Origin of the sequence: Pseudenterobacter timonensis (assembly GCF_900021175.1) — a bacterium.
GTDB lineage: Bacteria > Pseudomonadota > Gammaproteobacteria > Enterobacterales > Enterobacteriaceae > Enterobacter > Enterobacter timonensis.
In genome coordinates, this window is the sequence record NZ_FCOP01000013.1 from 245,002 (window position 1) to 263,400 (window position 18,399).

Below are 18,399 nucleotides of genomic sequence, written 5' to 3' on the forward strand. Positions count from 1 at the left end.
TTATTTATTTCCGTTTCCCCTGCACGCTATCCTCTCCTACACTCTTATTATGGAAGCCGGAACTGAGGATGTAATGTTCGCCCTGGTACTTTTTGTCTGTTATCTGGATGGGGGATGCGATGATATTGTGGTGGATGTCTATAACACCGAGCAGCAATGCGTCGTCGCCAAAAAAGAGCAACGTATCCGCCACGGCGGCTGCTATCCGGTAGAAGAGTTTATCGACAGTTTCTGGACACCGGCTCAGGAGTATAGCGATCTTTAACTATTGCAGTTGCGCCAGCGTTAAATATCCATCAAACACAGCGCCGGTATCGATATAATGCAGCGGAGGGAAGTCGTAGCGTTTATCCAGCGGCGTATGCCCAAACCAGAAATGATCCGCCCCCGCAATGTTCTGCCCTTTCCCGACCATAAACCCCATCAGACGATCCCGATCCCACAGCACCCGTTCACTCGACACCGGTTTTTGCCACTGGTAAGTGGATGAGGGGTAATCTGCATGGGCAATCACGTTGAGTCCGTTGGTACACCGTATTTCAAGAATCAGCGGTAAATTCGCGCAGGCCAGCAGCGCTGTCGCCGCCTCCTCTTTTTGCGCCGACTCCAGCTGTGAAAACCAGCTCCCGCCGTTAAGCCGCCAGAGTGAGAAATCTTTAGTTGCCAGCGCATCCAGCGCCATCTGCTCATGATTCCCCCGCACCGCGCGAAACCACCTCTCATGCAGCAGCGCCAGGCAGCGCAAACTATCCGGTCCGCGGTCGATGAGATCGCCAACGGAAATCAGCAGATCCGCATAAGGATTAAAGCGGCGCGCTTTCAGCGCGGCCATCAGCGCGTCGTAACAGCCGTGAAGATCGCTCACCACCCAGATATGTTGCCAGTCGTTGCCATCGAGTCGTTGATACATTGCACCTCCCGTCTGCATACACGCGTTGCGCCCCCGTAATCTCAGTATAAACCCGGCCCTGAGGCACAGGGGGCCACCTTCCAGGATCGCATTTCCGTGTAAATGAATTGTGAATGTTAAAAACGGTGTGGTATAACAGAATAAACCGGACGCGAAGTGCGGACTGATTTCGGGGAAGGCAGGGAGATGCCAAATAAAACCCAGTGAAAATCATACAGATAAAAAGAGACCGAATACGATTCCTGTATTCGGTCCAGGGAAATGGCTCTTGGGAGAGAGCCGTGCGCTAAAAGTTGGCATTAATGCAGGCTCAGTCGCCTTGCACTATAAGAATAGATGACCGCGCCAGGTTTTCCAGTCCGCAGCAAAAGTGGTCTGAAAAAAAGCGATTTATCGATAAAAAAAGAGAAAACCGCAGGTTTAAGCCTGCGGTTTTTTTTTGGAAAAACGCTCTCAGCAGAGCTTTTCGGCGCGCTCAATAAAGGGGGCAAGGCTCATCTTCTGCCCCGGATTCTGAGGATCGTCTATCTGAATCACGCTTATCGGCTGGCCGCTGCTTTTACCGCTGGCGACCTGCTGCTGCGCAACGTCGTTCAGCGGGTATTGCACCAGCGTGCTCGGGTTAATCGCGTAGAGCGCATGGCCCGGGCGGCAGGTGAGCATCACCTCTTCACGGTTAAAGGCCCACTTATCCTTTCCAATCTCAAAACGGCTCACCGTAATGACCTGCGGGGCGGCAAAGGCCGAACCTGCAGAGGCCAGCAGCAAAAGCGAAAGTAGCATTTTTTTCATTGTTCAACCTTGTCAAAAGGGTTCCCAGGTAGCGAAAAGACTTACGCAGGCGACCACCAGCGCGCCGGTGACCACTTCAGCCTGCGTCAGACGAATAAAGAGACGCTGCGCCCGCCCCTGGCTTGTGCGAAAACGTGGCACCAGAACATACCGGTTAACGAGTGCGAGTACCACCATCATCATCACCAGCGCACATTTGAACAAAAGCAGCTCGCCGTAAGATGTGCGCCAAGGCAGCGTCAGGCCCTGAATCAGCAGCGCGTTGACAATACCGGTGCAAATTACCCCCGCCACCGCATAGTGCCCGGCGCGGGAAAAACGCATCATGGTCGTTATCGCCTGTTCGCTCCAGCGCCCATTCGCCAGCCGCAGGCAAAAGAGCAGCGGCAGCAGGCCGCCAAGCCAGGTAGCGGCGCAGAGGAGATGCAGCGCGTGGTTAAGGCGCTGGGTAAACCCCAGCGGCCCGTCGCGCATCGCCGCATGCCCTACGCCCGCCAGCAGAATAAACTGCCCTGCCGCCAGCAGCAGCACCAGCCGCGCGTTGCGCGTCGGCGCCAGCCAGACCGCGCAGGCGGTCAGTAAGGCAAAAATAATCTGCCACACCCAGACGCTGCCAAACTGTGTTCCCGTCACCGCCAGCCAGATCGCAGGACGAAAGAGATCCTGCAAGCCGTTGCCCATCAGCCCGCCCTGAAACGCCAGCATCAGCAGCGCCGTGGCAAAACTCACCAGCACGGCTATCTGCTGCTGACGGCAGCAGCGGCGCGTCATCAGCCGGGTCAGCGCGCGCGGCGCCAGCCAGGCGCTGTAGAGGGCATTGCCAAAGATCAGCATCAGCGCGGCGAAATGGGCAAAACGCAGCGCCACGTAAATTGACGCCAGCATGTTATTTCACATGAAAGCGGTAGTGGCCCTGTGTTTTATGACCATCTACGGAGACCACATGCCATTGCACCTCATACCCTCCCGGCGTCAGTGGTTTTTCGAGCGGCACGATGAGCTGGGTTTTATCCTGCTCGTTACGTTTTACCGCCCCGACAGGAACTTGCTGTTGCTTGTCGCCCGTCACCGTCACGCCGCTGAACTGAGGCTCTATCCCTTCAGAAAAGTTAAGGGTGAGCGCCTGCGGCGAAGCCACCACCTCCGCATCGGCAGCCGGATACTGATGTTTCAGGTGGGCATGAGCCAGCGCGGCGGGGGCAGTGAAAAGCGCAAAGAGAAAAACGGCGGCACGGCGTGTAGTCTGTGTCATGTTATTCATTCCTTTTAGTTATCTCTGTCCGATAAAGGATAACTCTGTATAATATCGCAGTCGAGGCGCGCTGTCTGGCTTGTCAACGCCGGATAAGCGCGGTAACGTTACGCCGCCAGAACAGGAGAGAGCCATGAAGATTAATCTTGCTGCCCTTCCTCAGGACGAGATGGACAAGGTCAACGTCGATCTTGCTGCTGCCGGGGTCGCTTTTAAAGAACGCTATAACATGCCGGTTATCGCCGAAGTGGTGGAACGCGAGCAGCCCGCGCACCTGCGCGACTGGTTTCGCGAACGGCTGATCGCTCATCGCCTTAACTCTGTTAACCTCTCTCGCCTGCCCTACGAGCCCAAAGTCAAATAATCTTAATCAATGTTACCTTTCCTTACACATTTTATGGCAGGATAAGAATACCCTCAATTATCAGGGTGTATTATGGCTCCTGCGACAAGTGTATAAGGAAATCACGATGTCCCACTGGAATATCGCGGCCGCGCAGTATGTCCCCCGGCATAACTGCACCGGCGTACACGTAAAACATCATCTCCGTTTCATTCATGCTGCCGCACGGCATAACTGCGATCTGCTTGTTTTCCCCGAACTTTCCCTGACAGGCTGCGCCATGGATGCAGCTCCCCTGCCCGAACCGCCCACTGAAGAGGCGCTCTCTCCCCTCATGCAGGCGGTACAGACAAGCGGAATGGCAGTGATTGCCGGCACCACCATCACTACCCGGACCGGCCGGAAAAAAGGGCTGCTTCTGTTTAATCCGGAAAACGATCGCCCGGAACACTACCTTCAGGGCAGCGGCGCCTGCCTGAAGCCGGACGCCGCCAGACTCTCCATTCTGGGGCATCCCGCCGACGTCTGCCTCGATCCGCAGGCGGCGCTCTTTACCAGCCCACAGTCGGTCACCGAAACGCGCTGGCGCGATACCATCAGCAGCCTGCAGCATTTTGCCCACCGCTACGCCATCGCCGTACTGATGGCGAACGCGCGCGGCGGCAGCGCTCTCTGGGACGATCAGGGCCAGCTGGTGGTGCGGGCGGATAAAGGCGAACTGCTTCTGACCGGCTACCGGGACCGGCGGGGTTGGCAAGGGGATATCATTCCATTACGCTAGGCGTTTTAGGCTCAGGAGTGAACCATGTTACGCGTAATCGATACCGAAACCTGCGGTCTTCAGGGAGGGATTGTGGAAGTCGCCTCGGTCGACGTCATCGACGGGAAAATTGTGAATCCCATGAGTCATCTGGTCCGCCCTGACCGCCCTATCAGCCCGCAGGCGATGGCGATCCATCGTATCACCGAAGCGATGGTGGCGGATAAACCGTGGATCGAAGAGGTGATCCCCCACTATTACGGCAGCACATGGTACGTGGCCCACAACGCCAGCTTTGACCGACGCGTGCTGCCGGAGATGCCCGGGGAGTGGATTTGCACCATGAAGCTGGCGCGTCGCCTGTGGCCGGGTATTCAGTACAGCAACATGGCGCTCTATAAGTCGCGCAAGCTGAGCGTGAAAACGCCCGATGGTCTGCATCACCACCGGGCGCTTTATGACTGCTATATCACGGCCGCGCTGCTTATCGATATTATGGCTACCTCCGGCTGGACGCCGGACGAAATGGCGGATATCACCGGGCGCCCGGCACTCCTCACCGTTTTCCCCTTCGGTAAATATCGTGGCAAGGCGGTCGCCGAGGTCGCCGAGCGCGATCCGGGCTATCTGCGCTGGCTCTACAATAACCTCGACAAAATGAGCCCGGAGCTGCGCCTCACGCTGCGCCACTACCTGGGCGAAGCCTGATCTCCCGTCTGGCCTGTCAGGGTTTCCTGTGCCAGGCCAATTAAGAAAGCGTACTCCAGCGCCACCCCTTCATAGGATTTAAAGCGCCCCGATTTCCCGCCGTGGCCGGAGTCCATATCGGTACAGAGCAGCAGCAGATTGTCGTCCGTTTTCAGCTCGCGCAGTTTCGCCACCCACTTGGCCGGCTCCCAGTACTGTACCTGGGAGTCGTGCAGACCGGTGGTGACCAGCATATGCGGGTAGGCTTTCGCCTCCACGTTATCGTAGGGGCTGTACGATTTCATATACCAGTAATACTCTTCATCCTGCGGGTTCCCCCACTCTTCAAATTCGCCGGTCGTCAGCGGAATAGACTCGTCGAGCATGGTGGTGACCACATCCACAAACGGCACCTGCGCAATTACCCCTTTAAACAGTTCGGGCCGCTGGTTGATCGCCGCCCCGATCAGCATTCCCCCGGCGCTGCCGCCCATACCAAAGCAGAGGGCGGGATCGCCATACCCCTGCGCCAGCAGAGCGTCGCAGACGTCGAGATAGTCGTTAAAGGTATTCTTTTTCTTGAGGAACTTACCCTCTTCATACCAGTGCTGGCCCAGCTCGCCCCCGCCGCGAATATGGGCGATGGCAAAAACAAATCCGCGATCCAGCAGACTGAGCCGGCTGCTGCTGAAGTCAGCGTCTATGCTGGAGCCATACGAGCCATAGCCGTAGACCAGCAGCGGGTTTTTACCGCGCCGGAAATGTTCCTTGTGATAGACCAGCGAGACCGGCACCTCCACCCCGTCGCGCGCCACCACCCACAGGTGTTCGCTGCGGTAGTTGCTGGCGTCGAAACCGGCCACCTCCGCCTGCTTTAACACCCGCCGCTCGCCGGTTTCCATATCCAGTTCAAAGAGCGTATCCGGGGTGGTCATGGAGGAGTAGCCATAGCGCAGGCGCGTCGACTCCGGCTCCGGGTTATAGCCGATCCAAGTGACGTAAGCGGGATCGTCAAAGGCGATACCGATCACCTCCCGCGTTTTGCGGTTGATCTGCCGGATACTGGTCAGCCCGCGCTGGCGCTCTTCCACCACCAGCCAGTCGGTAAAGAGAGTGAATCCCTCCAGCATCACCTGCTCCCGGGCCGGGATCAGCACTTCCCACTTGCGCTCATCGCGCACTTTGGTTTTATAGAGCCCAAAGTTCTTCCCTTCGCGGTTGGAGCGCAGGTAAAAGGTGTGCTGAAAGTGGTCGAGACTGTATTCGTGATCCTTGCGCCGCGGCAGGAAGCAGAGCGGCTGCGCGTCGGGAAGCTCCGCATCCAGCAGCAGCACCTCGGTGGTAGTCGCGCTGGCGAGGAAGATAATGACATAGTGACGGGACGTGGTCTTATGCAGGCTGACGTAAAAAGTGTCGTCCTTCTCTTCGTAGACCAGCTCATCGTCGCAGGAGGCGGTACCGATGGTGTGCCGCCACACCTGGTAAGGCAGCAGCGTGGTGGCATGTTTTTTAACGTAGTAAACCGTCTCGGAATCGTTGCCCCAGACAAAATCGGAGGAGACGTTATCCAGCATCTCGGGATACCAGTTGCCGGTCTCCAGATTGCGAAAGCGCAGCCCGTACTGCCGCCGGGAGAGGTAATCTTCCGCCAGCGCCATAATGTTATTGTCCGGGGAGATCGCCATGCCGCCCAGGGTATAAAACTCGCTATGGGCGGCGCGCTTATTGGCATCCAGCAGCGTTTCCCACTCATCCCACTCAGCCATCAGCACCGACTGGCGCTGGTAGATGGCATATTCGTTGCCCGGCTCGTAGATATGCCGGTAACGATAGCCGTTTTTGGTCCATGGCGCGGAGACGTCCCGCTGGGGCACGCGGCCGACCATCTCCCCCAGCAGCCTGTCCTGCAGATCCTGCTGGGAGGCCATTACCCGGCGGCCATAGTCGTTTTCGTCGTGCAGGTAGTCGAGAACTTCTGGCTGCGAGCGCGTATCGTCTCGCAGCCAGTAGTAGTTGTCGATGCGGGTATCACCGTGGGTGGTGATGGCTTTCGGTATGCGTCTGGCTTTCGGTAACATGTCGGATTTCTTCTGCGTTTTACACCCTATAAGGGTGGCAAAACACGCGCATGATGCAAGCGAAACATGACGCCTTTGAAAATTAATTATTCCGGGAGAGCCTGTTTTTGCTGCCGAATATCCTGCTCAATGCCGTCACGTACCTCCTGGGGGATCTTCAGCGCATCACCCAGCGCCTGCAGATAGCTGCGCTCCATAAAGTGGTCAACATCGATCGCGGCACAGCTGAGGAAATAGAGCTCCAGCGCCTCCTCTTCATTTTTTACGCCCTGCGCGAGACGCATCGGGTCGAGCGGCTGTTCAATGGCCCGCGCCACCAGCGCCCGCCCCTGCTCCTCCACGCCCGCTTCACGCATCTGCTGCTCAATCGCCGCGCGCTCTTTATCGTCAATATGGCCGTCACTTTTCGCGGCAAACACCAGCGCAAGGATCAAACGTTCGGTACGCTGATCCAGCGGCGTAGCGGTCTGGCCAAACTGCGGTTCACCCTGATGAGCCGTTTTGATCTTCTCTTTATATTTATTCCACAGCACCGTACCGGCAATCGCACCTCCGCCTGCCAGCAGCGCCCCGGTACCATACTTTGTCAGCAGCTTGCGCGATGATTTATTACCAACCAGCAAACCCGCCAGTCCGCCAAGTGCGCCGGGCACCAGCAGCTTATTCAGCCCCTGCCCGTCGGATGATGATTTTTGCCCTAACATGGACTGAAGTTGATTTAACCAGCCTGACATAATTCTCCTCCCTCAATCATGAACATTGCTCCCAGCGTAAGCGACAAGATGTCAGGAAACGTCTGCGGCCGCTAAAGATGCGAAAATTTCCCGGTGCGCTCGTTTCGCCGGAGGCAAGACAGACGCAAACGATTTCGTATATACTGCGCGCAACTTTTTCAGGGGGATTTATGACTCGTATAGGAACTGCTCTGCGCCCGTCGGCGACGCGCGTCATGCTGCTCGGATCGGGCGAGCTGGGAAAAGAGGTGGCGATTGAGTGCCAGCGCCTCGGGGTGGAGGTGATTGCGGTGGATCGCTACGCCGACGCGCCCGCCATGCATGTGGCTCACCGCGCGTATGTAATCAATATGCTTGATGGCGAGGCGCTCCGCGCCCTTATCGCTAAAGAGAAGCCAGACTTTGTGGTGCCGGAGATCGAAGCCATCGCCACCGACACGCTGCTGGCGCTGGAGGAAGAAGGCCTGCACGTGGTGCCCTGCGCCCGCGCCACCAGGCTGACCATGAACCGTGAAGGGATCCGACGCCTGGCGGCGGAGGAGCTGGCGCTGCCCACCTCCGCCTACCGTTTTGCCGGAAACGTGACGGAATTTACCGACGCCGTAAACGCCGTTGGCTATCCCTGCTTTATTAAGCCGGTAATGAGTTCCTCCGGCAAAGGGCAGAGTTTTCTTCGCGATGCCGCCACCCTTAGCCAGGCCTGGGAGTATGCCCAGCAGGGCGGGCGCGCAGGCGCGGGCCGCGTGATTGTCGAGGGGGCGGTAAAGTTTGATTTCGAGATAACCCTGCTCACCGTCAGCGCCGTGGACGGCGTCTGGTTTTGCGATCCCATCGGCCACCGCCAGCAGGATGGCGATTACCGTGAATCCTGGCAGCCGCAGCAGATGAGCGAGCTGGCGTTGCAGCGCGCACAGGAGATCGCCCGCAAGGTGGTGCTGGCACTCGGCGGCTATGGCCTGTTCGGGGTGGAGCTTTTTGTCTGCGGCGATGAGGTGATCTTCAGCGAAGTTTCGCCGCGTCCGCATGATACCGGGATGGTGACGCTGATTTCACAGGATCTCTCAGAGTTTGCACTGCACGTGCGCGCCTTCCTGGGCTTGCCGGTAGGGGGCGTGCGGCAGTATGGTCCGGCGGCTTCGGCGGTGATTTTACCGACCCTCACCAGCAGCGACGTCTGCTTTAGCCAGGTTGAGGAGAGCGTGGGCGCGGGCCTGCAGCTGCGTCTGTTTGGCAAACCGGAGATCGACGGTTCGCGCCGTCTCGGCGTGGCTTTAGCGACGGGCGAGACCGTGGATGAGGCCGTCGCCCGCGCGAAAAAAGCGGCGGCCAGCGTGCAGGCAGAGGGTTAACGCGCCTGTCGCTGAAAACAAAACGGGTCACCCGAAGTGACCCGTTTCCAGCCGTCATAAGCGCTTACTGATTCGCGCCTTCAACTGCTTCACGCGCCAGCTTCGTAATACGATCCCAGTCGCCCGCTTCCAGCGCATCCGCCGGCACCAGCCAGGAGCCGCCGATGCAGAGCACGCTTTTCAGCGCCAGGTAGTCACGGTAGTTCGCCGGAGAGATCCCGCCGGTCGGGCAGAAACGAACCTGGGAGAAGGGACCCGCGATCGCCTGCAGCGCTTTAGTGCCGCCGTTCGCTTCCGCCGGGAAGAATTTAAACTCTTTCAGACCGTAATCCATACCCAGCATCAGTTCAGAGACGGTGCTGATACCCGGGATCAGCGGAATGGTTCCTTCGGTGGCGGCTTTCAGCAGCGGCTCGGTAAGACCCGGGCTGATGGCGAACTGCGCGCCCGCTTCGGTCACATCCGCCAGCTGCTGCGGGTTCAGCACGGTACCCGCGCCGACAATCGCTTCCGGTACCTCTTTGGCGATAGCGCGGATCGCGTCAACGGCACAGGCGGTACGCAGGGTCACTTCCAGCACGCGAACGCCGCCGGCAACCAGCGCTTTCGCCATCGGGACGGCGTGCTCCAGTTTGTTGACCACGATAACCGGCACTACCGGGCCGGTTTTCAGGATTGCTTCTGCACTTGTTTTCCAGTTTTTCATCAGAGTATTTTCTCTCGCCAGATCGATAATCTTGTCGTCTTAAAACGTCATACAGGTTGCGCCCTGCTCAGCGCCGGAGAGCTTCTCGCGCAGCGCGCCAAACATTTCACGCCCCGTGCCCACGCGCGACGCGCTCAGGTCAGGAATATGCGGCTGACGCGCGGCCAGCTCGGCCTCGTCCACCAGCAGGGTCAACTCCCCTGTCTGACCGTTCACGCGGATGATGTCGCCGTCGCGCACTTTCGCCAGCAGACCACCGTCGTAAGCTTCCGGTGTCACGTGGATCGCAGAGGGCACTTTACCCGATGCGCCGGAGAGGCGTCCATCGGTCACCAGCGCAATTTTGAAACGGCGGTCCAATAATACACCAAGCGGCGGCATAAGTTTATGTAATTCTGGCATACCGTTCGCTTTTGGCCCCTGATGACGGACCACCACCACGCAATCTTTATCCAGCAGACCCGCTTCGAAGGCCGGCATAACGTCATGCTGGCTTTCAAAAACTACCGCGGGCGCTTCAACAACCTGGTTTTCCTGCGGCACGGCGGAGGTTTTCATCACCGCGCGGCCAAGGTTGCCGCTCAGTACTTTGGTACCGCCGTGACGGGAGAAGGGGTTGTCAAACGAGGCGATCACCTGTGTATCCAGGGAGCCCTGCGCCCCTTCGCGCCAGTCGAGTTCGCCGTTATTCAGCCACGGCTCCAGGGTATAGCGGCTCAGGCCGAAACCGGCCACCGTATTGACATCTTCATGCAGCAGCCCCCCTTTCAGCAGCTCGCGGATCAGCACCGGCACGCCGCCCGCCGCCTGGAAGTGGTTAATATCCGCCGGGCCGTTCGGGTAGAGCTTCGCCATCAGCGGCACCACGTCAGAGAGCTCGGAGAAGTCATCCCAGTTGATCTGGATCCCCGCCGCGCGCGCCATCGCCACCATATGCATGGTGTGGTTAGTGGACCCGCCGGTCGCCAGCAGCGCGACGATACCGTTGACGATCACCTTCTCGTCGACCAGTTTACCCATCGGCATCCATTCATTGCCGTTGCCGGTCAGACGCGTCACCTGGCGCGCCGCCGCCTCTGTTAACGCCTGGCGCAGCGGCGCATCCGGCTGGATAAAGGAGGAGCCCGGGAGCTGCATCCCCATCACCTCGATCACCATCTGATTGGTGTTGGCGGTGCCGTAGAACGTACAGGTTCCCGGCGCATGGTATGAGGCCGCTTCCGCCTCCAGCAGCGCCATACGGTCCACTTTACCCTCTGCGTAGAGCTGGCGGATACGCACCTTTTCTTTGTTCGGCAGGCCGCTCGCCATCGGGCCGGAGGGGACAAAGATCGCCGGCAGATGCCCGAAAGAGAGCGCCGCCATCGCCAGTCCCGGGACGATTTTGTCGCAGACGCCAAGATAGAGCGCGCCGTCAAACATGTTATGGGAGAGGCCCACCGCGGCGGACATGGCGATCACTTCCCGGCTCAGCAGGGAGAGCTCCATACCGTCCTGCCCCTGGGTGATGCCGTCGCACATGGCCGGTACGCCGCCTGCTACCTGCCCTACGGCGTTCACGCTGTGCAGGGCGCGACGGATAATCTCGGGATAGCGCTCATAGGGCTGGTGAGCGGAGAGCATATCGTTGTAGGCGGTGATGATCGCAATATTGTTACGCAGCATGCTCTTCAGAGAGGCTTTGTCGTCCGGCTGGCAGGCGGCGAAACCGTGCGCCAGGTTACCGCACGCCAGCTGCGAGCGGTGCACCGTATCCGATTTTGACTGCTCAATACGGGCAAGGTAGGCGGCGCGGGTACTGGCTGAGCGTTCAATAATGCGTTGTGTTACGCGTAACAATACAGGATTCATAGAGGCTCCTAAAATTATGTTGTCCGGGCGGCGAGAAAATCAGGTTCGCTTCCCTGTTTTGGGAAGGAAAAAGGCCTGAAGTCCGGCACCCTTGGGCAAAATCGCTTCAGCCAGTGTAATAAAAAAAGCTCCGGGGGTGAATCCACCCGGAGCTTAAAAGATTAAAAATTGTGCCACAATCTGTGGTAGATCATGTTACCGGTAAAATAACCCCTTCGAGTTAGCGGTTTATTTACTCAAACTCATTCCAGGAACGACCATCGCGGGTGATCATCGCGACAGAGGCGACCGGCCCCCAGGTGCCCGCCTGATACGGCTTCGGCGCATCCTGATCGGCGGCCCAGGCTTCGGTAATGGAGTCGACCCATTTCCAGGCTTCCTCCACTTCGTCACGGCGTACGAACAGCGCCTGGATACCGCGCATGGTCTCCAGCAGCAGTCGTTCGTAAGCGTCCGCCAGATGGGTCTGGTTGAAGGTTTCGGAGTAGCTCAGATCGAGCTTGGTCGTCTGCAGATTGTGCTTGTGATCCAGCCCCGGCACCTTGTTCAGTACCTGAATATCCACCCCTTCGTCCGGCTGCAGGCGAATGGTCAGCTTGTTCTGCGGCAGCTCCTGCCAGGACTCTTTAAAGAGGTTCAGCTCAGGGTTCTTAAAGTAGACCACCACTTCGGAACATTTTGCCGGCAGGCGTTTGCCGGTACGCAGGTAGAATGGCACGCCCGCCCAGCGCCAGTTGTCGATATCGACGCGAATAGCGACAAACGTTTCGGTATTGCTGGTCTTGTTGGCCCCCTCTTCCTCAAGGTAGCCCGGCACTTTCTTACCCTGGGCGAAGCCGGCGGTATACTGGCCGCGCACCGTTTTCTCGCGCACGTTGGAGCGATCGATACGGCGCAGGGACTTCAGCACTTTCACCTTCTCGTCGCGGATGCTGTCTGCGGAGAGGTCGGACGGCGGAGACATGGCGATCATGCAGAGGATCTGCAGCAGGTGGTTCTGGATCATGTCGCGCATCTGTCCGGCCTGGTCGAAATAGCCCCAGCGGCCTTCGATACCCACCTCTTCCGCCACGGTGATCTCTACGTGATCGATAGTGCGGTTATCCCAGTTATTAACAAACAGGGAGTTGGCAAAACGCAGCGCCAGCAGGTTAAGCACCGTCTCTTTACCAAGATAGTGGTCGATACGGTAGACCTGGCACTCGTCAAAGTACTCGCCCACCTGATCGTTGATCTCGCGCGAGGTCGCCAGGGAGGTGCCCAGCGGTTTTTCCATGACCACGCGCGCCGGCATGGCATTCAGCTTCGCTTCGCCCAGCCCTTTGCAGATGGCGCCGAAGGTGCTTGGCGGCATGGCAAAATAGTTGATCGTCACGCGATTTTTCTGGTCCAGCATCTCACCCAGACGGGTGAATGCGGAGGTGTCGTTCACGTCGAGGTTGCAGAAATCAAGACGGCCGCTCAGCTTGTCCCACAGGCTTTCGTCGATCTTCTCTTTCATGAACGTTTCGAGCGCTTCGCGCACCACGTCGGTATAGGCCGCTTTGTCCCAGTCGGCGCGCCCCACGCCAAGGATGCGGGTATCCGGATGGATCTGACCCGCTTTCTCCAGTTGATAAAGGGAAGGCAGCAATTTCCGGCGTGCAAGATCGCCTTTCGCGCCGAAAATGACCAGGTCACATGCCTGGGCTGTTTGCGTTACCGCCATGTCATTCTCCTCAGTTAGATTACCTGGTACTTTCGCCAGGTATCGTTGTAATTTTATTACATTGCACTGTACTGCTTTTACCGATTTCCCGAAACCACCAGCGCTTAACCTCACGTGCGATACCGTGATTTTTTACGCTATGGCGCACAGAGATTCGTCAGCTAAGGGGAAACTGGCGAATCTTTGCGCTGCCGGGCCGTAGTCAAAACCCGACAGCGATCAAGTTATGAAAAAAAACAACAACATTTTGCGTTGTTCATTATCCTTTAGACTGGTCACAGGGGTAATATCGACTGCAACGAGCCATGATTTCATCTTCGTGAAATCGCTTACACACTTGAGTGTCCCGTGATAATGAACATGCTGGAAAAAATCCAGTTTCAACTGGAACACCTTAGCAAATCTGAGCGGAAAGTGGCTGAAGTCATTCTCGCCTCTCCTGCTCAGGCTATTCATTCAAGCATCGCCTCTCTGGCGCAGCAGGCGGGCGTCAGCGAGCCTACCGTCAACCGCTTTTGCCGCAGCCTGGATACCCGGGGCTTTCCCGATTTTAAACTGCATCTGGCGCAGAGTCTGGCAAACGGTACGCCCTATGTAAATCGTAATGTTGATGAAGACGATAGCGTCGAAGCCTATACCGCGAAAATCTTTGAGTCGGCGATGGCCACCCTCGACCACGTTCGCCAGTCGCTGGATATGGCCTCGGTCAACCGGGCGGTGGATCTGCTCACCCAGGCGAAAAAGATCGCCTTCTTCGGGCTCGGCTCGTCAGCCGCGGTGGCGCACGACGCCATGAACAAATTTTTTCGCTTCAACGTCCCGGTTATCTATTCAGACGATATCGTGCTGCAGCGCATGAGCTGCATGAACTGCAGCGAGGACGATGTAGTGGTGCTCATCTCCCACACCGGGCGCACCAAAAGCCTGGTAGAGCTGGCGCAGCTGGCGCGGGAGAACGACGCGATGGTTATCGCCCTGACGACCGCCGGTACGCCGCTGGCGCGCGAGGCGACTCTCGCCCTCACCCTCGACGTGCCGGAAGATACCGACATGTATATGCCGATGGTCTCCCGCCTGGCGCAGCTGACGGTTATCGACGTGCTGGCCACCGGTTTTACGCTACGGCGAGGGACAAAATTCCGGGATAACTTGAAGCGGGTCAAAGAAGCGCTCAGGGAATCGCGTTTTGATAAAGAATTGCTGATTAAGGGCAATATAACTTAAATGCTTATAACAAGTTTGTAACTTCTTCAGGTATTCGGTAAGTTTCTTCACAGCACACCGAATCAATGTTCACGCAACACCAAAGTTGTTTCAGTCAACGGAGTATTACATGTCCAGAAGGCTTCGCAGAACCAAGATCGTCACCACCTTAGGCCCGGCCACCGATCGCGATAATAACCTTGAGAAAATTATCGCTGCAGGCGCCAACGTGGTGCGCATGAATTTCTCCCACGGCACGCCAGAGGATCATAAATTACGCGCGGACAAGGTGCGTGAGATCGCCGCAAAATTAGGCCGTCACGTCGCCATCCTGGGCGACCTGCAGGGACCGAAAATCCGCGTTTCAACCTTCAAGGAAGGTAAAGTTTTCCTTAACATTGGCGACAAATTCCTGCTCGACGCCGACCTGGGTAAAGGCGAAGGCGACAAAGATCGTGTGGGTATCGACTATAAAGGGCTGCCTGCCGACGTTGTGCCAGGGGATATCCTGCTGCTTGACGACGGCCGCGTGCAGCTAAAAGTGCTGGAAGTTCAGGGTATGAAGGTCTTTACCGAAGTGACCGTCGGCGGCCCGCTCTCGAACAACAAGGGTATCAACAAGCTCGGCGGCGGCCTCTCTGCCGAAGCGCTGACCGATAAAGATAAGGCTGACATCATTACGGCGGCGCAGATCGGGGTGGATTACCTCGCGGTCTCCTTCCCGCGCTGCGGCGAAGATCTGAACTACGCCCGCCGTCTGGCGCGCGACGCTGGCTGCGATGCGAAAATTGTCGCCAAGGTGGAACGTGCCGAAGCGGTCTGCAGCCAGGACGCGATGGATGACATTATCCTGGCCTCCGACGTGGTGATGGTGGCACGCGGCGATCTCGGCGTTGAGATTGGCGACCCGGAGCTGGTGGGTATCCAGAAAACGCTGATCCGCCGCGCACGTAAGCTGAACCGCGCCGTGATCACCGCCACCCAGATGATGGAGTCGATGATCACCAACCCGATGCCGACCCGTGCGGAAGTGATGGACGTGGCCAACGCCGTGCTGGATGGCACCGATGCGGTGATGCTCTCCGCAGAAACCGCTGCGGGCCAGTATCCGGCAGAAACCGTCGCCGCCATGGCGCGCGTCTGCCTTGGGGCGGAGAAGATCCCGAGCATCAACGTCTCCAAACACCGTCTGGATGTGCAGTTCGACAACGTGGAAGAGGCGATTGCCATGTCCGCGATGTATGCGGCTAACCACCTGAAAGGGGTTACGGCGATTATCACCATGACCGAATCTGGCCGCACCGCGCTGATGACCTCGCGCATCAGCTCTGGCCTGCCGATTTTCGCCATGTCCCGCCACGAGCGTACCCTTAACCTCACTGCCCTCTACCGTGGCGTAACGCCGGTCTACTTCGACAGCAATAACGACGGCGTCGCTGCGGCGCACGACGCGGTCAACCTGCTGCGCGATAAAGGCTATCTGGTTTCCGGAGATATCGTTATCGTCACCCAGGGTGATGTGATGAGCACCATCGGCTCCACCAACACCACCCGCGTGCTGACCGTCGAATAAGAACCGCCCTCTCCCACGGGAGAGGGGTAACTATTTCTTCGGGAACAGCTCTTTGCGCTTATAAGGCTCGGTTTCACCGGGCCTTCTTGTTTTCAGCAGCTTCAGGATCCAGGTGTACTGCTCCAGCTGCGGCCCCACCAGAATCTCCACCTCTTCGTTCATGCGTCGCGCGATGGTGTGATCGTCCGCGGTCAGCAGATCGTCCATTGGCGGGCGAACCACAATCGTCAGGCGGTGCGTTTTACCATCATAGATGGGAAAAAGCGGAATAACGCGGGCGCGGCAGACCTTCATCAGACGGCCAATCGCCGGCAGGGTCGCTTTGTAGGTGGCAAAGAAATCGACAAATTCGCTGTGCTCCGGGCCATGATCCTGATCCGGCAGATAGTAGCCCCAGTAGCCCTGACGGACCGACTGGATAAAGGGCTTAATGCCGTCGTTACGGGCGTGCAGGCGGCCACCAAAGCGACGCCGTACCGTGTTCCAGACGTAGTCGAACACCTTGTTGCCCTGGTTATGGAACATGGCGGCCATCTTCTGTCCGCCGGCGGCCATCAGCATCGCCGGAATATCGACGCCCCAGCCGTGCGGCACCAGGAAAATCACCTTTTCCTCGTTGCGCCGCATCTCCTCGATAATCTTCAGCCCCTGCCAGTCAACGCGATCGCGCAGCTTCTCCGGGCCGCGCAGCGCCAGCTCGCCCATCATCGCCATTGCCTGCGGCGCGGTGGTGTACATGGCATCCAGAATCGCTTCCCGTTCTGCTTCGCTCTTTTCAGGGAAGCAGTACAAGAGGTTGATTTGCGCGCGGCGGCGCGCGCTTTTGCCAAGCCGTCCGGCGATGCGCCCTATATTGCCCAGAATGGGATCGCGCACCCTGGCCGGCAGCAGCGCCATTCCTGCAAAAGCGTAAACGCCCAGCCACGCGCCCCAGTGGCGCGGGTGGCGAAAGGATTTTTCAAACTCGGGAATATATTCAATGTTGTTTTTTTTGTTTTCCATGCTGGTTCCAGGGTCTGGGGGACGCAAAATTTTCAACAGATAGTGTAGCGAGGCACTTTGCCGCGCACAAAAGAAAAAGCCGGCACACGCCTGCGCCGGCTTTTGAGAAACGCCTGATTAATCGAAGCGCAGCTGCGGCAGAACCTCTTTGACCTGCGCCAGGTACTCGCTACGGTCTTTACCGGTGAGCCCTTCGGTACGCGGCAGTTTCGCCGTCAGCGGGTTAACCGCCTGCTGGTTAATCCATACCTCATAGTGCAGGTGCGGGCCGGTTGAACGGCCGGTATTGCCCGACAGCGCGATGCGATCGCCACGCTTGACCTTCTGCCCCGGCTTCACCAGCAGCTTACGCAGGTGCATATAGCGGGTGGTGTAGGTGCGACCGTGACGGATGGCGACGTAGTAACCGGCGGCGCCGCTACGTTTCGCCACGACCACCTCGCCATCACCCACCGCCAGTACCGGCGTACCTTGCGGCATGGCGAAGTCAACGCCACGGTGCGGCGCCACGCGCCCGGTCACCGGATTGAGACGACGCGGGTTAAAGTTGGAGGAGACGCGGAACTGTCTGGATGTCGGGAAGCGCAGGAAGCCTTTCGCCAGCCCGGTACCGTTGCGATCGTAGAATTTGCCATCCTCGGCGCGGATAGCGTAATAATCTTTTCCTGCGGAGCGTAAACGCACCCCCAGCAGCTGGCTCTGTTCGCGCTTGCCGTCGAGCATTTCGCGCGACATCAACACCGAGAACTCGTCGCCTTTTTTCAGCTTCCGGAAGTCCATCTGCCACTGCATCGCTTTAATAACGGCGCTGATCTCGCCGCTGGTGAGGCCGGCACTCCGTGCGCTGGCGACGAAACTGCCGCCCACGGTGCCGCTTAAGACGTTATTCACCCAGTCACCCTGCTGCAGGGCGCTGGTCATTTTAAAGGCGTTACCCTGGCGATCGTAGGTACGCGTTTCCCGGCGGGACATCTCCCAGGTCAGACGCTGCAGATCGCCATCGTCCGTCAGGGTCCAGGAGAGCTGCTGACCAATTTTCAGGTTACGCAAATCCTTGTCCGACGCGGCCAGCTGGCTGATGTCGCTCATATCAATGCCGTACTGATTGAGAATACTGCTCAGCGTATCGCCCGTTGATACGACATACTCATGTATTCCCGCTTCATTAGCGGTTTTATCGTCCAGTTCATCCTGCGGAATGGCCTCATCTTCCTGAGCGGCCTGATCGATAGGCTCGCTCGCCTCCGGCAGTAAAGAACGAATTTCGTTCTTCTCAAGCTCGATGGTTTTAACGATGGGGGCAGTGTTAGGGTGATACACATAGGGCCGCCAGACGGCGACCGCTAAGGTAAGAACAGTAAGGGACCCCAGCATAACGCGGTGGGGTCGGGGCAGATTATTAAATGCCAGGGCGACAGAGCGGGCTATCTGTTGCACGTATTCACTTCCTC

18 protein-coding genes are annotated in these 18,399 nt (G+C 58.0%); 7 read left to right on the forward strand and 11 right to left on the reverse strand.

What is annotated here, in order from left to right; translation table 11 throughout:
* Positions 1 to 73: 73 nt before the first annotated feature.
* Entirely contained in the window at positions 74 to 265 is a 192-nt protein-coding gene (locus BN3796_RS16545) for a YdfD/YebW family protein (RefSeq protein ID WP_061709455.1), read from the forward strand.
* Here the strand turns inward: BN3796_RS16545 and pphA are convergent, their stop codons facing one another.
* The 4 genes from pphA to yobA all read right to left on the reverse strand — a co-directional run bounded on the left by pphA (position 266) and on the right by yobA (position 2,963).
* Complete coding sequence (gene pphA / locus BN3796_RS16550) at positions 266 to 910, reverse strand: protein-serine/threonine phosphatase (RefSeq protein ID WP_061709456.1); 645 nt, start codon at positions 908 to 910, stop codon at positions 266 to 268.
* Between the two features lie 453 nt (positions 911 to 1,363).
* Positions 1,364 to 1,702, reverse strand: a complete 339-nt coding sequence (locus BN3796_RS16555) for a YebY family protein (protein ID WP_061709457.1) — start codon at positions 1,700 to 1,702, stop codon at positions 1,364 to 1,366.
* Between the two features lie 12 nt (positions 1,703 to 1,714).
* The gene (gene copD, locus BN3796_RS16560; protein WP_061709458.1) at positions 1,715 to 2,587 is read right to left on the reverse strand and encodes a copper homeostasis membrane protein CopD; all 873 of its coding nucleotides are present in this window, start codon (positions 2,585 to 2,587) and stop codon (positions 1,715 to 1,717) included.
* A gap of 1 nt (position 2,588) precedes the next feature.
* Positions 2,589 to 2,963, reverse strand: coding sequence for a CopC domain-containing protein YobA (gene yobA, locus BN3796_RS16565; protein WP_061709459.1), 375 nt, complete (start codon positions 2,961 to 2,963; stop codon positions 2,589 to 2,591).
* A 124-nt stretch (positions 2,964 to 3,087) separates the two neighbouring features.
* On the opposite strand from yobA, the gene BN3796_RS16570 reads away from it, so the two are divergent.
* From BN3796_RS16570 to exoX, 3 genes are all read left to right on the forward strand, one after another.
* The gene (locus tag BN3796_RS16570; protein WP_061709460.1) at positions 3,088 to 3,318 is read left to right on the forward strand and encodes a DNA polymerase III subunit theta; all 231 of its coding nucleotides are present in this window, start codon (positions 3,088 to 3,090) and stop codon (positions 3,316 to 3,318) included.
* 106 nt (positions 3,319 to 3,424) lie between these two features.
* Positions 3,425 to 4,078, forward strand: a complete 654-nt coding sequence (locus BN3796_RS16575) for a carbon-nitrogen hydrolase family protein (protein ID WP_061709461.1) — start codon at positions 3,425 to 3,427, stop codon at positions 4,076 to 4,078.
* 24 nt (positions 4,079 to 4,102) lie between these two features.
* Positions 4,103 to 4,765 carry an exodeoxyribonuclease X gene (gene exoX / locus BN3796_RS16580; RefSeq protein WP_061709462.1) on the forward strand — a complete coding sequence of 221 codons (663 nt, stop codon included), beginning with the start codon at positions 4,103 to 4,105 and terminating at the stop codon, positions 4,763 to 4,765.
* On the opposite strand, the gene ptrB is transcribed toward exoX, so the two are convergent.
* The gene (ptrB, locus tag BN3796_RS16585; protein ID WP_061709463.1) at positions 4,747 to 6,822 is read right to left on the reverse strand and encodes an oligopeptidase B; all 2,076 of its coding nucleotides are present in this window, start codon (positions 6,820 to 6,822) and stop codon (positions 4,747 to 4,749) included. The two genes, exoX and ptrB, sit on opposite strands and share 19 nt — an antisense overlap.
* 86 nt (positions 6,823 to 6,908) lie before the next feature.
* A complete protein-coding gene (locus tag BN3796_RS16590; RefSeq protein ID WP_061709464.1) occupies positions 6,909 to 7,556 on the reverse strand; it encodes a tellurite resistance TerB family protein in 648 nt (215 codons plus the stop codon).
* A gap of 170 nt (positions 7,557 to 7,726) precedes the next feature.
* Here BN3796_RS16590 and purT point away from each other — a divergent pair, with 170 nt between their 5' ends.
* On the forward strand, positions 7,727 to 8,905 hold the full coding sequence (gene purT, locus BN3796_RS16595; RefSeq protein ID WP_061709465.1) for a formate-dependent phosphoribosylglycinamide formyltransferase: 1,179 nt from the start codon (positions 7,727 to 7,729) through the stop codon (positions 8,903 to 8,905).
* Between the two features lie 64 nt (positions 8,906 to 8,969).
* Here purT and kdgA read toward each other — a convergent pair whose 3' ends face one another.
* The 3 genes from kdgA to zwf form a co-directional block, all read right to left on the reverse strand.
* Positions 8,970 to 9,611 (reverse strand): bifunctional 4-hydroxy-2-oxoglutarate aldolase/2-dehydro-3-deoxy-phosphogluconate aldolase, encoded by a 642-nt coding sequence (kdgA, locus tag BN3796_RS16600; protein ID WP_061709466.1) that lies wholly within the window; start codon positions 9,609 to 9,611, stop codon positions 8,970 to 8,972.
* Between the two features lie 39 nt (positions 9,612 to 9,650).
* Positions 9,651 to 11,462 carry a phosphogluconate dehydratase gene (gene edd / locus BN3796_RS16605; RefSeq protein WP_061709467.1) on the reverse strand — a complete coding sequence of 604 codons (1,812 nt, stop codon included), beginning with the start codon at positions 11,460 to 11,462 and terminating at the stop codon, positions 9,651 to 9,653.
* A gap of 232 nt (positions 11,463 to 11,694) precedes the next feature.
* A complete protein-coding gene (gene zwf / locus BN3796_RS16610; RefSeq protein ID WP_061709468.1) occupies positions 11,695 to 13,170 on the reverse strand; it encodes a glucose-6-phosphate dehydrogenase in 1,476 nt (491 codons plus the stop codon).
* A gap of 354 nt (positions 13,171 to 13,524) precedes the next feature.
* Between zwf and BN3796_RS16615 the strand changes: the two genes are divergently transcribed.
* Both BN3796_RS16615 and pyk read left to right on the forward strand, forming a co-directional pair.
* Complete coding sequence (locus BN3796_RS16615) at positions 13,525 to 14,394, forward strand: MurR/RpiR family transcriptional regulator (RefSeq protein ID WP_061709469.1); 870 nt, start codon at positions 13,525 to 13,527, stop codon at positions 14,392 to 14,394.
* Between the two features lie 109 nt (positions 14,395 to 14,503).
* Positions 14,504 to 15,946, forward strand: coding sequence for a pyruvate kinase (pyk, locus tag BN3796_RS16620; protein WP_061709470.1), 1,443 nt, complete (start codon positions 14,504 to 14,506; stop codon positions 15,944 to 15,946).
* A 30-nt stretch (positions 15,947 to 15,976) separates the two neighbouring features.
* On the opposite strand, the gene lpxM is transcribed toward pyk, so the two are convergent.
* A complete protein-coding gene (lpxM, locus tag BN3796_RS16625; RefSeq protein ID WP_061709471.1) occupies positions 15,977 to 16,948 on the reverse strand; it encodes a lauroyl-Kdo(2)-lipid IV(A) myristoyltransferase in 972 nt (323 codons plus the stop codon).
* Between the two features lie 117 nt (positions 16,949 to 17,065).
* On the reverse strand, positions 17,066 to 18,385 hold the full coding sequence (gene mepM / locus BN3796_RS16630; protein WP_061709472.1) for a murein DD-endopeptidase MepM: 1,320 nt from the start codon (positions 18,383 to 18,385) through the stop codon (positions 17,066 to 17,068).
* Positions 18,386 to 18,399: the final 14 nt, after the last annotated feature.

Coding starts and splice junctions, on each gene's coding strand:
- BN3796_RS16545 (WP_061709455.1), top strand. CDS start 74: ATGTTCGCCCTGGTACTTTTTGTCTGTTATCTGGATGGGGGATGCGAT.
- pphA (WP_061709456.1), bottom strand. CDS start 910: ATGTATCAACGACTCGATGGCAACGACTGGCAACATATCTGGGTGGTG.
- BN3796_RS16555 (WP_061709457.1), bottom strand. CDS start 1,702: ATGAAAAAAATGCTACTTTCGCTTTTGCTGCTGGCCTCTGCAGGTTCG.
- copD (WP_061709458.1), bottom strand. CDS start 2,587: ATGCTGGCGTCAATTTACGTGGCGCTGCGTTTTGCCCATTTCGCCGCG.
- yobA (WP_061709459.1), bottom strand. CDS start 2,963: ATGAATAACATGACACAGACTACACGCCGTGCCGCCGTTTTTCTCTTT.
- BN3796_RS16570 (WP_061709460.1), top strand. CDS start 3,088: ATGAAGATTAATCTTGCTGCCCTTCCTCAGGACGAGATGGACAAGGTC.
- BN3796_RS16575 (WP_061709461.1), top strand. CDS start 3,425: ATGTCCCACTGGAATATCGCGGCCGCGCAGTATGTCCCCCGGCATAAC.
- exoX (WP_061709462.1), top strand. CDS start 4,103: ATGTTACGCGTAATCGATACCGAAACCTGCGGTCTTCAGGGAGGGATT.
- ptrB (WP_061709463.1), bottom strand. CDS start 6,822: ATGTTACCGAAAGCCAGACGCATACCGAAAGCCATCACCACCCACGGT.
- BN3796_RS16590 (WP_061709464.1), bottom strand. CDS start 7,556: ATGTCAGGCTGGTTAAATCAACTTCAGTCCATGTTAGGGCAAAAATCA.
- purT (WP_061709465.1), top strand. CDS start 7,727: ATGACTCGTATAGGAACTGCTCTGCGCCCGTCGGCGACGCGCGTCATG.
- kdgA (WP_061709466.1), bottom strand. CDS start 9,611: ATGAAAAACTGGAAAACAAGTGCAGAAGCAATCCTGAAAACCGGCCCG.
- edd (WP_061709467.1), bottom strand. CDS start 11,462: ATGAATCCTGTATTGTTACGCGTAACACAACGCATTATTGAACGCTCA.
- zwf (WP_061709468.1), bottom strand. CDS start 13,170: ATGGCGGTAACGCAAACAGCCCAGGCATGTGACCTGGTCATTTTCGGC.
- BN3796_RS16615 (WP_061709469.1), top strand. CDS start 13,525: ATGAACATGCTGGAAAAAATCCAGTTTCAACTGGAACACCTTAGCAAA.
- pyk (WP_061709470.1), top strand. CDS start 14,504: ATGTCCAGAAGGCTTCGCAGAACCAAGATCGTCACCACCTTAGGCCCG.
- lpxM (WP_061709471.1), bottom strand. CDS start 16,948: ATGGAAAACAAAAAAAACAACATTGAATATATTCCCGAGTTTGAAAAA.